The organism is Buttiauxella noackiae ATCC 51607 (assembly GCF_001654865.1).
Classification (GTDB): domain Bacteria; phylum Pseudomonadota; class Gammaproteobacteria; order Enterobacterales; family Enterobacteriaceae; genus Buttiauxella; species Buttiauxella noackiae.
Map to the genome: position 1 here is coordinate 46,059 of NZ_LXEO01000016.1, position 15,085 is coordinate 61,143.

Annotated in this window: 17 protein-coding genes; 13 read left to right on the top strand and 4 right to left on the bottom strand. The window is 49.7% G+C overall.

The window, feature by feature from the left end; genetic code table 11:
* Positions 1 to 90: 90 nt before the first annotated feature.
* Positions 91 to 417, bottom strand: coding sequence for a YnfA family protein (locus M979_RS07285; protein ID WP_034455401.1), 327 nt, complete (start codon positions 415 to 417; stop codon positions 91 to 93).
* 110 nt (positions 418 to 527) lie between these two features.
* Between M979_RS07285 and M979_RS07290 the strand changes: the two genes are divergently transcribed.
* The gene (locus tag M979_RS07290; RefSeq protein ID WP_034455400.1) at positions 528 to 878 is read left to right on the top strand and encodes a DUF1283 family protein; all 351 of its coding nucleotides are present in this window, start codon (positions 528 to 530) and stop codon (positions 876 to 878) included.
* A 63-nt stretch (positions 879 to 941) separates the two neighbouring features.
* Positions 942 to 1,499 carry a spermidine N1-acetyltransferase gene (gene speG / locus M979_RS07295; protein WP_034455399.1) on the top strand — a complete coding sequence of 186 codons (558 nt, stop codon included), beginning with the start codon at positions 942 to 944 and terminating at the stop codon, positions 1,497 to 1,499.
* A 56-nt stretch (positions 1,500 to 1,555) separates the two neighbouring features.
* Here speG and M979_RS07300 read toward each other — a convergent pair whose 3' ends face one another.
* Positions 1,556 to 2,596, bottom strand: a complete 1,041-nt coding sequence (locus M979_RS07300) for an oxidoreductase (protein ID WP_064554293.1) — start codon at positions 2,594 to 2,596, stop codon at positions 1,556 to 1,558.
* A 280-nt stretch (positions 2,597 to 2,876) separates the two neighbouring features.
* On the opposite strand from M979_RS07300, the gene ydgT reads away from it, so the two are divergent.
* The 11 genes from ydgT (at position 2,877) to gstA (ending at position 12,780) form a co-directional block, all read left to right on the top strand.
* Entirely contained in the window at positions 2,877 to 3,092 is a 216-nt protein-coding gene (ydgT, locus tag M979_RS07305) for a transcription modulator YdgT (protein ID WP_034455397.1), read from the top strand.
* A gap of 93 nt (positions 3,093 to 3,185) precedes the next feature.
* Entirely contained in the window at positions 3,186 to 3,638 is a 453-nt protein-coding gene (locus M979_RS07310; RefSeq protein WP_064554294.1) for a DUF2569 domain-containing protein, read from the top strand.
* A gap of 78 nt (positions 3,639 to 3,716) precedes the next feature.
* Complete coding sequence (gene rsxA / locus M979_RS07315; protein WP_034455395.1) at positions 3,717 to 4,298, top strand: electron transport complex subunit RsxA; 582 nt, start codon at positions 3,717 to 3,719, stop codon at positions 4,296 to 4,298.
* Positions 4,298 to 4,876 carry an electron transport complex subunit RsxB gene (gene rsxB / locus M979_RS07320; protein WP_034455394.1) on the top strand — a complete coding sequence of 193 codons (579 nt, stop codon included), beginning with the start codon at positions 4,298 to 4,300 and terminating at the stop codon, positions 4,874 to 4,876. The genes rsxA and rsxB overlap by 1 nt, the downstream gene beginning before the upstream one ends.
* Complete coding sequence (gene rsxC, locus M979_RS07325; RefSeq protein ID WP_064554295.1) at positions 4,869 to 6,938, top strand: electron transport complex subunit RsxC; 2,070 nt, start codon at positions 4,869 to 4,871, stop codon at positions 6,936 to 6,938. The genes rsxB and rsxC overlap by 8 nt, the downstream gene beginning before the upstream one ends.
* Positions 6,939 to 7,988, top strand: coding sequence for an electron transport complex subunit RsxD (gene rsxD / locus M979_RS07330; protein ID WP_064554296.1), 1,050 nt, complete (start codon positions 6,939 to 6,941; stop codon positions 7,986 to 7,988).
* A gap of 9 nt (positions 7,989 to 7,997) precedes the next feature.
* Positions 7,998 to 8,624 carry an electron transport complex subunit RsxG gene (rsxG, locus tag M979_RS07335; RefSeq protein WP_064554297.1) on the top strand — a complete coding sequence of 209 codons (627 nt, stop codon included), beginning with the start codon at positions 7,998 to 8,000 and terminating at the stop codon, positions 8,622 to 8,624.
* Complete coding sequence (locus tag M979_RS07340) at positions 8,621 to 9,310, top strand: electron transport complex subunit E (RefSeq protein WP_034455390.1); 690 nt, start codon at positions 8,621 to 8,623, stop codon at positions 9,308 to 9,310. The genes rsxG and M979_RS07340 overlap by 4 nt, the downstream gene beginning before the upstream one ends.
* Entirely contained in the window at positions 9,307 to 9,942 is a 636-nt protein-coding gene (gene nth / locus M979_RS07345; RefSeq protein WP_064554298.1) for an endonuclease III, read from the top strand. The genes M979_RS07340 and nth overlap by 4 nt, the downstream gene beginning before the upstream one ends.
* A 615-nt stretch (positions 9,943 to 10,557) precedes the next feature.
* Positions 10,558 to 12,066, top strand: coding sequence for a dipeptide/tripeptide permease DtpA (dtpA, locus tag M979_RS07350; protein WP_034457046.1), 1,509 nt, complete (start codon positions 10,558 to 10,560; stop codon positions 12,064 to 12,066).
* Positions 12,067 to 12,177: 111 nt separating this feature from the next.
* Positions 12,178 to 12,780 (top strand): glutathione transferase GstA, encoded by a 603-nt coding sequence (gstA, locus tag M979_RS07355; protein WP_064554299.1) that lies wholly within the window; start codon positions 12,178 to 12,180, stop codon positions 12,778 to 12,780.
* 43 nt (positions 12,781 to 12,823) lie between these two features.
* Here the strand turns inward: gstA and pdxY are convergent, their stop codons facing one another.
* Together pdxY and tyrS are read right to left on the bottom strand one after the other, a co-directional pair.
* On the bottom strand, positions 12,824 to 13,684 hold the full coding sequence (gene pdxY / locus M979_RS07360) for a pyridoxal kinase PdxY (protein ID WP_034455387.1): 861 nt from the start codon (positions 13,682 to 13,684) through the stop codon (positions 12,824 to 12,826).
* 99 nt (positions 13,685 to 13,783) lie between these two features.
* Entirely contained in the window at positions 13,784 to 15,058 is a 1,275-nt protein-coding gene (gene tyrS / locus M979_RS07365) for a tyrosine--tRNA ligase (protein ID WP_034455386.1), read from the bottom strand.
* Between the last annotated feature and the right edge of the window lie 27 nt (positions 15,059 to 15,085).

Genomic DNA, 15,085 nt, shown 5'->3' on the forward strand with positions numbered 1-15,085 from the left:
TGAGTCACAATTATTTTGCGACTCTTGCATAGGGTTACATTTCGAATGAGAAGGCGGCGGGGTTATTTTTAGAGGGAAAAGAGGAATTGTTCAGGCACGGCTCCAGCCAGCAACAATGATCAACATGCCGCAGAATGCGACTGTCGCGCCTACCCAGTCATAAGTACTTAATTTGACCCCATCTACCCAACGTAACCACAGCAAGGCGGTAACAACGTACACCCCGCCGTATGCGGCATAAACGCGCCCGCTGGCAGCTGGATGAAAGGTTAATAACCAGACAAATATCGCAAGGGAGAAGGCTGCGGGAATCAACAATAGTGGGGAACCGTCACGTTTTAACCATAGCCACGGTAAAAAGCAGCCGATGATTTCAGCAAGCGCGGTGGCAAAAAAAAGCAAGGTTGTTTTGATCATATTGAACAATCTCTGGGATAATGGGGTCAATAATGGGTCGTCTGGTACGTATCCCACGCCATAATTTATTGACTTTAACAAGTCGGGCTTCACCCTAAAAGGAAATAGCAATGAACACAATCCTTCGCAAACGTCTCACCACGGCAACACTGCCATTGGCGTTGCTGCTGAGTGCATTTGCGTTTGTTCAACCACTCCATGCTCAGACCAATAAGCTGATCATTGAATCGGGTGACAATGCGCAAACTCGCCAGGATGCGGCGATGGACAAAGAGCAATGGAATGACACACGCTCTCTACGCCAAAAAGTGAACAAACGCGCCGAAAAAGAGTGGGACAAAACCGACACGGCTTTTGATGCCCGCGATAATTGCCAGAAAAGTGCTAACGTTAACGCATACTGGGAACCTAACACCCTACGTTGCCTGGACCGCCGTACTGGTCGAACTGTCGCGCCGTAATTTGGTACTGTTACCCAATAAGGCTTCTTAACAGGAGCCTTATTCACTTTGAAAGGAATTCAAATGAGCCACGATCTACAAATCAAGCTTCGCCCACTGGAGCGCGAAGATCTCCGCTTCGTCCACCAGTTGGACAACAATGCAAGCGTGATGCGCTACTGGTTTGAAGAACCTTATGAAGCGTTTGTCGAGTTGTCGGACCTGTATGACAAACATATTCACGATCAGAGTGAACGCCGCTTTGTTATCGAGTGTAACGGTGAAAAAGCAGGCCTGGTCGAGCTGGTTGAAATTAACCATGTTCACCGCCGCGCTGAATTCCAGATAATTATTTCTCCTGACTATCAGGGCAAAGGCCTTGCATCGCGCGCCGCAAAACTTGCGATGGATTATGGGTTTATGGTGTTAAACCTGTACAAGCTGTATTTGATTGTTGATAAAGAAAATGAAAAAGCTGTGCATATCTATAAGAAGCTGGGCTTTATGGTGGAAGGTGAATTAATCCACGAATTCTTTATTAACGGCGAATACCGCAACACGATTCGTATGTGTATTTTCCAGCACCAATATCTGGCAGAACACAAAAGCACTGGCACAATTTTAAAACCGACTGCGCAGTAAGGCGCTCATCTCACCCTGCTGTATAAACCAGGGTGAGATGTTGCTAACCACGAGTGTTACGCAAGGTTCAACGTTGCGCGGTGTTTCGCAGATTCCATACCTAATTCAATCATTTCCATAACCTGGATGGCCTGTGCCGCAGGAACCGGGTTTTCACCGTGTCCGGTCAGAGCGTCACGAATACCTGCGTAGTAAGCCGGATAATTACCCGGTACGGTTAGCAATGTTTGTTCGGCCATCACCTCGCCCTGCGCTAACGTTAATACGCCATCACGCATATCGTAGCCCCAATCCTCCTGCGGCAAACGTTCGCCCGCTTTCAGACGGTCTTCTTGTGGGTCAAGGCCATATTTGATGTAGCTGCCACGTGTGCCATGCACGATATAGCGAGCAGTTTCTGCCGCTGCCAGCAAAGTGCCATGCAGCACAACACGACGCTGCGGATAGGCCAGCACAGCATGGAAGTAATCTGTTGCTTGCGCACCTGGACGCAATTGACCTAAATCCACGGTCAAACTAACCGGCAGACCGAAAAGATTCAGCGCCTGGTCGATAAGATGTGGCCCTAAATCGTACCAAATCCCGCTCCCGACACCGGCCTGCTCACGCCAGCGATTACGAACCTGCGGGCGGTAGCGGTCGAAATGCGATTCAAAATACGCAACTTCACCCAAAGTGCCGTCTGCCAGTAATGTTTTCAGCGTTAAGAAATCGCTGTCCCAACGGCGATTATGAAATACCGAAAGCAATAAGCCGCAGCTTTTCGCCAGAGCATCAAGCTCACGTGCTTGTGACAACGTCACGGTAAACGGTTTATCGACAACGACATGTTTACCCGCCTCCAGTGCTGCTTTAGCCAACGGAAAGTGCGTATCGTTTGGTGTTGGAATGACAATTAAATCGATATTAGGGTCATTGAACAGATGATGAGGATCAGAGACTACCGGCATGTTTGGCCAGTCAGCATGAACTTTCGTGGCATCGCTGCTGGAGACACCCGCCAGAACCATCCCCGGCGAACCCACAATTAAGGGGGCATGAAACGTCTTGCTGGCGTAACCGTAACCGATTAGTCCGACACGAATGTTATCACTCATTTGCTTTCCTCATATTTTTGGACAATCTATTGGATACTATCCTGGGGATTGTAACAACAGGTAATTATATTGTTGCGTTCTAGTTGCGCACTCACCAGACGAGTGTCTTGTAGAGAGCAACCCTGAGCATCAGTTATGCCGCTTATCAGCCCATGAAAACTCCTAAAAAATCAATCATGAGCATTAGGTTATATATATGAATGACTCTTTTCGTTTATTATTTGCACACACCATACGCACAGCGTGCCCTGGCCATTTACTGCATGGATAACTACACCTCATGACCGCTCTCGATTATTTAATGAAGTTTCGTAAAATCAGCTCGCTTGAAAGCCTTGAAAAACTCTTCGACCATCTTAATTACACTCTGACTGATAATACTGACCTGATGAATATGTATCGCGCGGCCGATCATCGTCGTGCTGAATTAGTTTCTGGTGGGCGACTGTTTGATTTAGGTTGTGTGCCAAAATCCGCCTGGCGGTATGTTGTCTAGTGCTGCGACGGTAGCAAAGTGTTGAAAAAACCTTATAATCCCCCCCGCCTTATGAATCGCATAAGGAAAGTCTTATTATTTTCGGGAGGAAACATGGCGACAACCCAAGTCCCTACGCAAGCACCACGTATTGCAGGCTGGCTCCTGGCCCCTCTCGCATGGCTATTAATGACCTTACTCAGCAGCAGTATTGCTCTGGCCATTTATCTTATGATGCTTATCTCCCCAGAAAGCCATCGACTTATGAGCGCACAAGGCCCCAAAATGGTGGTGCTCTGGTATACCTCTATCGCCTGCGCGATTGCCATGTGGGGTTATACCGTGTGGTTGACTATTGCCTTCTTCAAACGCCGTAAGAATGTAGTACGTCATTATATTCTTTGGTTATTGCTGTCGGTGTTGTTGGCGATTAAAACTTTCGCGTTTTCTCCAGTGAGTGACGATCTGGCATTGCGTCAGCTGATGTTCCCTCTGCTGGCTGCGGCCTTGCTGGTTCCTTATCTCAAGCGCTCAAACCGCGTGAAGCAAACATTTATTAAACCGTAATAACCTTATAAACGCCCCGTTGTCGTCATCGGTCTATTGGCCGATAATAGGCGGCTTTTTTTGTTTCAGGTCTCATTCATGACAGATTATCTGCTGCTCTTTGTTGGTACGGTTCTGGTCAATAACTTCGTATTAGTGAAGTTTCTTGGCCTGTGCCCATTTATGGGTGTTTCCAAAAAACTGGAAACAGCTATCGGCATGGGGCTGGCGACCACTTTTGTACTGACCCTGGCGTCGATTTGCGCGTGGCTGGTCAATGAGTTGATCCTTATTCCTCTTGATCTGGTCTATCTGCGTACCCTGGCGTTTATTCTGGTAATTGCCGTAGTTGTGCAATTTACCGAAATGGTAGTCCGCAAAACCAGTCCGGCGCTCTATCGCCTGTTGGGTATCTTTTTACCGCTCATCACCACTAACTGCGCGGTACTTGGCGTTGCATTGCTGAATATCAATCTCGGCCATAATTTTTTGCAATCGGCGCTCTACGGTTTTTCAGCAGCTGTAGGTTTCTCATTAGTAATGGTGCTATTTGCCGCGATTCGCGAACGCCTTGCGGTAGCCGATGTTCCCGCTCCTTTTCGCGGCAATGCCATCGCGCTTATCACCGCAGGCTTAATGTCTCTGGCATTTATGGGCTTTAGCGGATTGGTGAAGTTCTGATGAGTACGATTTGGATTGCTGTGGTTGCTTTGGGTCTGTTAGGCCTGATCTTTGGGCTTATCCTGGGTTATGCCTCACGCCGCTTTCAGGTCCAGGAAGACCCGATTGTTGATAAAATTGATGAACTACTGCCACAAAGCCAATGTGGGCAGTGCGGCTATCCTGGTTGCCGTCCGTATGCAGAAGCTGTTGGTAACCAGGGCGCAAAGATCAATCTGTGCGCGCCTGGCGGCGAAGCCGTTATGCAAAAGATTGCCACGTTGCTTAACGTCGACCCGCAGCCGATTGAAGGCGATGCCGTAGCGCAGGAGCCTGTGCGTATGTTGGCGGTTATCGATGAAGCCAACTGCATTGGCTGCACAAAATGTATTCAGGCCTGCCCGGTAGATGCCATTGTTGGCGCAACCCGCGCAATGCATACCGTTATTAGTGACCTTTGCACCGGATGCAATTTATGTGTCGACCCATGTCCTACTCGCTGTATTGAGTTGCGACCGGTCGAAACCACCACAGAAAGCTGGAAGTGGGATCTGCAAACAATCCCGGTTCGTATCATTCCGGTGGAGCAACATGCTTAAGTTATTTACCCGTTTTAAAAAAGATAAAATCTGGGATTTCGATGGTGGCATTCATCCACCCGAAATGAAAACTCAGTCCAATGGCACGCCATTACGCCAGGTTCCGTTACCACAAAAATTGGTTATGCCGCTGAAGCAGCACATTGGTGCTGAAGGTGAACTGTGCGTAAAACCTGGCGATTATGTGTTACGAGGGCAACCTTTAACGCGTGGGCGCGGCCGTATGTTACCTGTTCACGCCCCCACATCCGGAACCGTAACTGCCATTGCCCCCCACTCCACTGCCCATCCTTCTGCGCTGGCAGAGCTAAGTGTAATTATTGAAGCTGATGGTGACGATAAGTGGATTGAGCGTGATGGCTGGCACGACTACACCTCCCGTAGCCGCGAGGAGTTGATTACCCGTATTCACCAGTTCGGTGTTGCAGGCTTAGGTGGCGCAGGTTTCCCTACCGGGAATAAATTACAAGGCGGCGGCGATAAAATCGACACGCTGATTATCAATGCTGCTGAGTGCGAACCCTACATCACTGCCGATGACCGCCTGATGCAGGATTGCGCCGCGCAAATTATCGATGGTGTTCGAATTCTTGCACATATTCTGCAACCGCAGCGCGTGTTAATTGGCATCGAAGATAATAAACCGCAGGCGATTTCTATGCTGCGTGCGGTGCTTTGCAATGCGCAGGGTATCGAGCTGCGGGTGATCCCAACCAAATATCCGTCCGGTGGTGCAAAGCAACTGACGCAAATTCTGACGGGTAAACAGGTTCCGCAAGGTGGTCGTTCTTCCTATATCGGTGTGCTGATGCAAAACGTCGGTACTGCGTTTGCGGTGAAGCGCGCCATTATAGACGGCGAACCGTTGACCGAGCGCGTGGTGACGTTGACAGGCGGCGCAGTCCAACAGCCAGGTAATGTCTGGGCACGACTGGGCACACCTGTTCGTCATCTGCTCGACTTTGCCGGATTCCGTCCAGGGCACGATCAACAAGTGATTATGGGCGGCCCGCTGATGGGCTTCAGCCTGCCCTGGTTGGATGTGCCGGTCGTAAAAATCACTAACTGTTTGCTGGCACCGAACGCCAACGAAATGGGCGCGCCGCAAGAAGAACAGGGTTGCATTCGTTGCAGCGCCTGTGCCGACTCCTGTCCGGCAGATTTGTTACCGCAACAACTTTACTGGTTCAGCCGAGGGCAACAGCACGATAAAGCCCAGGCGCATAATCTTAAAGACTGCATCGAATGCGGTGCTTGTGCCTATGTCTGCCCAAGTAATATTCCGTTAGTGCAGTATTTCCGCCAGGAAAAGGCTGAGATCCGCGAAATCGAGTTGGAAGCCAGACGTACAGCTGAAGCCAAAGTTCGCTTTGAAGCGCGTCAGGCTCGTCTTGAGCGCGAAAAGGCTGCTCGTCTTGAACGTCATAAGCAGGCTGCTGTTCAACCGACAGCGAAAGACAATGATGCTATCCAGGCGGCCCTTGCCCGAGTGAAAAACAAAAAAGCTCAAGGTAGTGAACCAATTGTTATTCAGCCAGGTAGCCTGCCTGATAACCAGCAGGTGATTGCAGCGCGTGAAGCGCGCAAAGCGCAAGCTCGGGCACGTCAGGCAGAAAAAGAAGCGCAAGACAGCCCGACTGAGACTACCAGCCCGGACCCACGCAAAGCCGCTGTTGAAGCAGCTATTGCACGAGCCAAAGCCCGTAAAGCGGCGCAATCGCATGAAGCGGCATCAGATGCTAAAGCGACTGAGGTCGAAACCATCGACCCTCGCAAAGCTGCCGTTGAAGCAGCTATTGCCCGAGCTAAAGCCCGAAAAGCGGCGCAATCGCATGAAGCGGCATCAGATGCTGAAGCGACTGAGGTCGAATCCATCGACCCGCGCAAAGCCGCCGTTGAAGCAGCTATTGCCCGAGCTAAAGCCCGTAAAGCAGCCCAGGCTGAACAACAATCTGTAGAAACACCTGCCGAAAAACAAGATCCGCGCAAAGCCGCGGTGGCCGCCGCTATTGCCCGTGTTCAGGCACGTAAAGCTGCGCTTCAAATGGCATCAGAGGAATAGATGGTTTTCAAAATAGCAAGCTCCCCCTATACCCATAACCAGCGAAGCACCTCTCGGATTATGCTGTTGGTGACTTGGGCCACGTTGCCTGGAATGGCGATGCTTTGGTATTGGTTCGGCTGGGGTAGTCTGGTGCAAATAGCATTAGGCATCCTGACCGCAGTTGCTGCTGAGCTGTTGGTCCTTAAACTTCGCAAACAACCGCTGAGAATTCTCGGTGACAACTCTGCCGCATTAACTGGTCTGCTGTTAGGGATGAGCATTCCACCATTTGCCCCCTGGTGGATGGTAGTGCTGGGAACTGTTTTTGCGGTGATAATTGCAAAACAATTGTATGGCGGGCTCGGTAACAATCCGTTTAATCCTGCAATGGTCGGTTATGTCGTATTGCTGATTGCCTTCCCGGTACAGATGACATCCTGGTTACCTCCACACACACTGGCCGCTACGGTTCCTGGCTTTGTTGATTCGCTGCACGTTATTTTCTCCGGCTCTACTCTGGCTGGCGACACTATGACGCAGTTGCGCATGGGTATTGATGGGATAAGTCAGGCAACACCACTGGATACCTTTAAAACAGGCTTGCGTGCCGGGTATTCCGCCAACGATCTGTTACAAGAGCCAATTTATAACGGTGTACTGGCGGGTATCGGCTGGCAATGGGTTAACCTCGCTTTCCTGGCGGGCGGTCTGTTTATGCTTATCAAAGGTGCCATTCGTTGGCATATTCCGGTTAGTTTCCTGCTCACACTCGCCGTGTGTTCCACGCTCGGCTGGATGTTTGCTCCTGAAAAATGTGCATCCCCGCTGATTCACTTGTTCTCAGGTGCAACTATGCTCGGCGCATTTTTCATTCTCACCGACCCGGTAACGGCCTCGACCACCAATCGTGGGCGCCTTATTTTCGGGGCGTTGGCTGGATTACTGGTCTGGCTGATTCGTACGTTTGGTGGTTATCCGGATGGTGTTGCTTTCGCCGTTTTGCTGGCAAATATCACTGTGCCGTTGATTGATTATTACACCCGACCACGTGCTTACGGGCATCGCTAAGGAGCCGTCATGCTAAAAACGATGCAAAAACATGGCGTTACTTTGGCTCTGTTTGCGATATTGGCAACCGGGCTCACTGCGGTCGTCAACGCCTTAACGAAAGATACTATCGAACAACAGGCCGCTGCACAGCAGAAGCTTTTATTTGATCAGGTGATATCATCCGATAGCTACGACAACAACATTCAGGGCAGTTGTGTTGTCGTCAATGATTCCCCCTTAGGGAAAGGCGAACGCCATATTTATGTGGCGCGTAAAAGTGAACAACCCGTTGCGGTCGTCATGGAAACTACCGCCCCTGATGGCTATTCTGGCGCCATTCAATTGCTGGTCGCGGCTGATTTTAACGGCAAAGTATTAGGTTCACGTGTCACAGAACACCATGAAACACCCGGCCTGGGCGATAAAATCGAAACCCGCCTGAGCGATTGGATCACGCATTTTGCCGGCAAAACCATTCAAGGCAATGATGATTCAAGCTGGGCGGTAAAAAAGGATGGCGGCCAGTTTGATCAGTTTACCGGTGCGACCATTACCCCGCGCGCAGTTGTCAATGCGATAAAACGAGCGGGATTATTCGCCAAAACGCTGCCATCTCAAGTTGATAATCTTCCTGCCTGTGGAGCTCAACCATGAGCGAAGTAAAAAATATTCTCGTTCAGGGATTATGGAAAAATAACTCGGCACTGGTGCAGCTATTAGGTCTTTGCCCACTGTTGGCGGTGACCTCTACTGCCACCAACGCCCTTGGACTTGGCCTTGCGACTACGCTGGTGCTGGTATTGACCAACAGTGCCGTATCCGCCCTGCGCCGTTGGGTTCCGACAGAAATTCGTATTCCAATTTATGTAATGATCATCGCCTCGGTAGTCAGTACCGTACAGATGCTGATAAATGCCTACGCTTACGGTCTGTATCAGTCGTTGGGGATTTTCATTCCATTGATTGTTACCAACTGCATCGTTATTGGTCGAGCCGAAGCGTTTGCTGCAAAAAGCAGTGTGCCACTCGCTGCTTTGGATGGTTTAGCCATTGGTATGGGTGCTACCAGTGCAATGTTTGTTTTAGGTTCGTTGCGTGAAATTATTGGCAATGGGACGTTGTTCGACGGTGCCGATGCGCTGCTGGGTAGTTGGGCAAAAATCCTGCGCATTGAGGTTTTCCACACTGATACCCCTTTCCTGCTGGCAATGTTGCCACCCGGTGCATTTATCGGCTTGGGCTTAATGCTGGCAGTGAAGTATCTTATTGATGAAAAGATGAAAACGCGTCGCGCAGCGCAAGTTGCTGCAATGGAAGGAAATCCTGAGAAAGCGTCATGAATAAGAGCAAACGGTTAGAGATCCTCACGCGCTTGCGTGACAACAATCCTCACCCTACCACTGAGTTACAATTCAATTCCCCATTCGAATTGCTGATAGCCGTTTTGCTATCAGCTCAGGCGACCGATGTCAGCGTCAATAAGGCAACGGCGAAGCTCTATCCTGTGGCTAATACACCGCAGGCGATGTTGGAGCTAGGTGTTGATGGCATTAAGTCATACATCAGAACTATTGGCCTTTTTAACAGCAAGGCTGAGAACATCATCAAGACATGCCGGATGTTGATTGAGCTGCATAGCGGAGAGGTGCCCGAAGACAGGGCCGCACTCGAAGCACTGCCGGGTGTTGGTCGCAAAACAGCGAACGTTGTGCTTAACACTGCCTTTGGCTGGCCCACTATCGCCGTAGATACTCATATCTTCCGCGTCTGCAACCGCACCAATTTTGCACCCGGTAAAAATGTTGAGCAGGTTGAGGAAAAACTACTCAAGGTGGTTCCGGCAGAATTTAAAGTCGACTGTCACCACTGGCTGATTTTGCATGGCCGTTATACTTGTATCGCCCGCAAACCGCGCTGTGGCTCGTGCATCATTGAAGATCTGTGTGAATTCAAAGAGAAAGTAGAACTTTAATCCTCCGGCCTGCTGCTTTTGTGGTAGGCCATCTTGTTATCCTCTACTCCCCCATACCGCTAACACCTCCGGCTCTAATGATTTATGCTATAAATCCCGGCCGCTTCGTTTACATCCTGTGGCGAATAATCACCTCAACAGGTTAATCGTTTTTTTACGATAAGAATTTTCCATAACTATGTGACATAGATCACACTGATAACTCAGTGTTAAATTTAAGTCATCAGAATGAAACAAATAACCTCGCATTCCTCAGTGATTAACTCACTTAAGCAGTACAATAGGCTGCACAAATCTTTACACCCCGCCCATATCACTACACATTCAGCCATAAAGCAGAATATATAACTAAAATGCGTTTTTTTTAGCATTACCAAAGAGAATAAATCGGCAAAGCGCATTTTGATAAAATTTAACGCTGAATAACAATTTGCTTTTTGAAGCTTTATTCCGCCAGGGTTATATGTAACAGAGTATTACAAACCCCTTGCCTGGAACCGCAGGATAGTGAACATTACCCGCCGTTTCCCCTTTCTTATAACTAAAAAAGCGAATGCCACTGGCATGACGCTTAGAAAATTCCTGTTAAATTGGGATGTAAAAAAAGAGGTATATGTGTCGACTGCAAACAAGAAACCAGCAGAAAGCATTAGTCTGAATGCTTTCAAACAACCTAAATCGTTCTATCTGATTTTCTCTATCGAATTGTGGGAGCGTTTTGGCTACTACGGTCTGCAAGGTATTATGGCCGTTTACCTGGTCAAAATGCTGGGTATGTCCGAAGCTGACTCCATCACCCTGTTCTCTTCCTTCAGCGCACTGGTCTACGGAATGGTCGCTATCGGTGGTTGGTTAGGCGATAAAGTTCTCGGCACCAAGCGTGTCATTGTGCTCGGTACTATCGTACTGGCTATCGGTTACGCGCTGGTAGCTTACTCCGGTCACGATGTGGCTGTGGTGTACATGGGTATGGCGACTATCGCTGTGGGTAACGGTCTGTTTAAGGCTAACCCATCCTCCCTGCTTTCTACTTGCTATGAAAAAGATGATCCGCGTTTGGACGGTGCATTTACTATGTACTACATGTCCATCAACATCGGTTCATTCTTCTCCATGCTTGCCACTCCATGGCTTGCAGCGAAGTATGGTTGGAGCGTTGCGTTCTCCCTGAGCTTCGTGGGTATGCTGATCACTCTCGTGAACTTCATGTTCTGTAAGAAGTGGGTCAAAAACCACGGTTCAAAACCTGACTTCCAGCCTGTGCATTTTGGCAAACTGGCAACGACCATTGTTGGCGTTCTGGTACTGATTACTGCGGCAACCTGGCTGCTGCACAACCAGGGCATCGCACGTATGGTTCTGGGCGTAGTTGCTCTGGGCATCGTGGTTATCTTTGCTAAAGAAGCTTTCGCAATGCAGGGTGCTGCTCGTCGTAAGATGATTGTTGCATTCATTCTGATGGTTGAAGCAATTGTGTTCTTCGTGCTGTATAGCCAAATGCCAACCTCTCTGAACTTCTTTGCTATTCGTAACGTTGAACACTCCATTCTGGGTGTGATGTTCGAACCTGAGCAGTTCCAGGCACTGAACCCATTCTGGATCATGATTGGTAGCCCGATTCTGGCTGCAATCTACAACAAAATGGGCGACCGTATGCCTATGCCGCACAAATTTGCGTTCGGTATGATCCTGTGTTCCCTGGCCTTCCTGGTGCTGCCACTGGGTGCGAAATTCGCATCTGATGCCGGTATCGTCTCTGTAAGCTGGTTGATTCTGAGCTATGCGCTGCAGAGTATCGGTGAACTGATGATTTCCGGTCTGGGTCTGGCAATGGTTGCACAGCTGGTTCCACAGCGCCTGATGGGCTTCATCATGGGTAGCTGGTTCCTGACTACCGCTGGTGCTGCAATCATTGCAGGTAAAGTTGCAAACCTGATGGCTGTTCCAGAAAACGTAACCGACCCGCTGCAATCACTGGCTGTATATGGTCACGTGTTCATGCAGATTGGTATTGCTACCGCTGTTATCGCGGTTCTGATGATGCTCACTGCGCCTAAGCTGAACCGTATGGCACAGCAGACTGATGAAAAAGCTGAGACCGCTAAGGAAACAGCTACCGCGTAATGTAGCGGGGAACATGTTATTTTCAGCCGTTAGCTTTTATCGCTAACGGCTTTTTTTTTGCCCATATGCGCACTAACATAGGGTATCTTAGCGCCCCATAGGAGTTCAGTAATGAAACTGTATTATAAAGCTGGTGCCTGTTCCCTCTCCCCACACATTATCCTGCGCGAAACCGGTGTTGATTTCTCCCTGGTGAAAGTCGATTTAGCCGCAAAGAAAACCGAAGCTGGTGATGATTACCTTGAAATTAATGCCAAGGGGCAAGTCCCTGCATTGTTGCTGGACGATGGCTCGTTGCTGACAGAAGGCGTGGCAATTGTGCAATACCTGGCAGATAAAGTGCCTGACCGCCAGTTACTTGCCCCTTCAGGGAGCATGACGCGCTACCACACGCTGGAATGGTTGAACTACATCGCCACCGAACTGCACAAAGGTTTCTCTCCGCTGTTCAACCCGGCTACGCCAGAAGAGTACAAAACAATTGCTCGCGCAGCACTCGAGAAGAAATTCCAGTACGTGAACGAAGAGCTTAACGATAAGCAGTGGCTGATGGGTCTGCGCTTTAGCGTGGCGGATGCATATCTGTTTACCGTATTGCGCTGGGCGCACGCCGTGAAACTGAATCTCGCGGGTCTGAGCAACATTGATGCGTTTATGGCGCGAATGAAAGCACGCCCGGCTGTTGCGGCGGCGTTGACGGCTGAAGGGATTTAACAGTTCGTCATTGAAAACGCCCTCTGTTGAGGGCGTTTATGTTTTAAAGCTTCACAGCTGTAAAATAGTGCTCTGGTTTCGCAATACCTTCTTGCGCCGCAACCAGTTGCAGTTCGTACTCGTCCATTTTCTTCGTCACGACCATAATGTCGTACACAGCAGCAGTGACATGCTCCAGGGCCTCACGAAGCGTTGCACCCTGCAACAATTTCACCAACAGCAGACCACTGGTCACATCACCAACACCGACGGGCTGACGATCGCCAAAATCCACCAGCGGACGGTGAATATGCCAGGCTTCGTCTGCAGTCACCAACAACATCTCAAAGCGGTCCTGCTGATATGCCGCACGCGCAAGATGTTTCACCAACACGATTTCCGGGCCTATCGCGATAAGTTCTCTCGCAGTCGAAACGGCTTCATCAACGGAATTAACCGCATGACCGCTCAGGATCTCAAGTTCAATCAGGTTTGGGGCAATAATATCACTGGCTGGCAACGCGTAACGCGTGTGGAATTCGGCAACACCAGGGGCGACGATGCAGCCTTTTTCAGGATGGCCCATTACCGGGTCGCAGAAATACTTCGCCTGCGGATTGGCCTCTTTCGTTTTACGAACAATAGAAAGAATATGTTCGCCCTGCTCGGCAGAGCCAAGGTAACCACTGAGCACCGCGTCGCAACGTTTAAGCTGCCCGATGTCTGCAATTCCTTCAACAATGTCGCTTAGGTGACTGGCAGGCATCACGCTACCAGTCCATTTTCCGTATTGGGTATGGTTGGAGAACTGAACGGTGTTCAGTGACCATACATTGGCGCCAAGACGGCGCATCGGGAATTCGGCAGCACTATTGCCTGCGTGACCGAAGACCACGTGGGACTGGATGGCAAGGATGTTTTTCATATATCTACTCGGATGGAACGATATTGGTTCTGGTTGTGTGTAAACAAATCGGGCAAACATAAAGGGCGTGGTTTCCCACGCCCTTCTGATCTTTCTTAATTACTTCCAGCAAACGAGGCAGTAATTTTTCTTACCCCGGCGCAGTAAGGTGTAGCGATTAAACAGAATATCGCTATCAGCAAATGTATATTCCGGGTCGGACTGCTTCTCACCATTGATGGTGATAGCATTTTGCGCGATGGTTTTACGCGCCTGACCACGAGATGGTTGCAGTTCCGAATCAACCAGAGCTTGTTGCAAATCAGCACCACGCTCCATTTCAACCATCGGTACACCATCCTGAGCCAGTTGCTCAAGGTCAGCTTCAGTCAAATCACTCAGGTTGCCGTTAAACAGGCTGCTGGTAATACGCTTGGCCGCTTCCAGACCTTCTTCGCCGTGAACCAGACGAGTGACCTGTTCAGCCAGCACATATTGCGCACGTGGAGCCGTACCACTGTTTTTGTCTTCTTCTTCCAGCGCGTCAATCTCTTCGAGGCTCATGAAGGTGAAGAATTTCAGGAAGCGATACACATCAGAGTCAGCGGTGTTGATCCAGAACTGGTAGAACTTGTAAGGGCTGGTTTTTTTCGGATCAAGCCACACTGCGCCGCCTTCGGTTTTACCGAATTTGGTGCCATCAGATTTAGTAATCAACGGAACAGTCAGACCAAACGCTTGTTGCTGATGCAGACGGCGAGTTAAGTCGATACCGGAGGTGATGTTACCCCACTGGTCAGAACCGCCAATTTGCAGCACTACACCGTGCAGTTTGTTCAGACATGCAAAGTCATAACCTTGCAGCAGGTTGTAGGAAAACTCGGTAAAGGAAATACCCACATCGTCACGGTTCAGACGCTGCTTCACGGCTTCTTTGTTAATCATCTGGTTAACAGAGAAGTGTTTACCGATATCACGCAGGAAGGTCAGCACGTTCATGCCGCCAAACCAGTCGTAGTTGTTAGCCGCAATGGCCGAGTTTTCGCCGCAATCGAAATCGAGGAACGGTGCAACCTGGCGGCGGATTTTTTCCACCCACTCATGCACGGTATCTTCAGTGTTGAGTTTACGCTCAACCGCTTTAAAACTTGGGTCGCCAATCAGGCCTGTCGCACCACCCACCAGCGCAACCGGTTTGTGGCCTGCTTCCTGGAAGCGTTTCAGGCACAGCAGTGGAACCAGATGGCCCAAATGCAAGCTGTCAGCGGTAGGATCGAAGCCGCAATACAGCGCAATTGGCCCTTGCGCCAGTCGCTGTGCTAACGCTTCCTCATCCGTTACCTGGGCGACTAAGCCCCGCTCTTGCAATTGTTTTATCAAATTGATGCTCGCCATCAAATTCTCCATCTATATACGACTGCA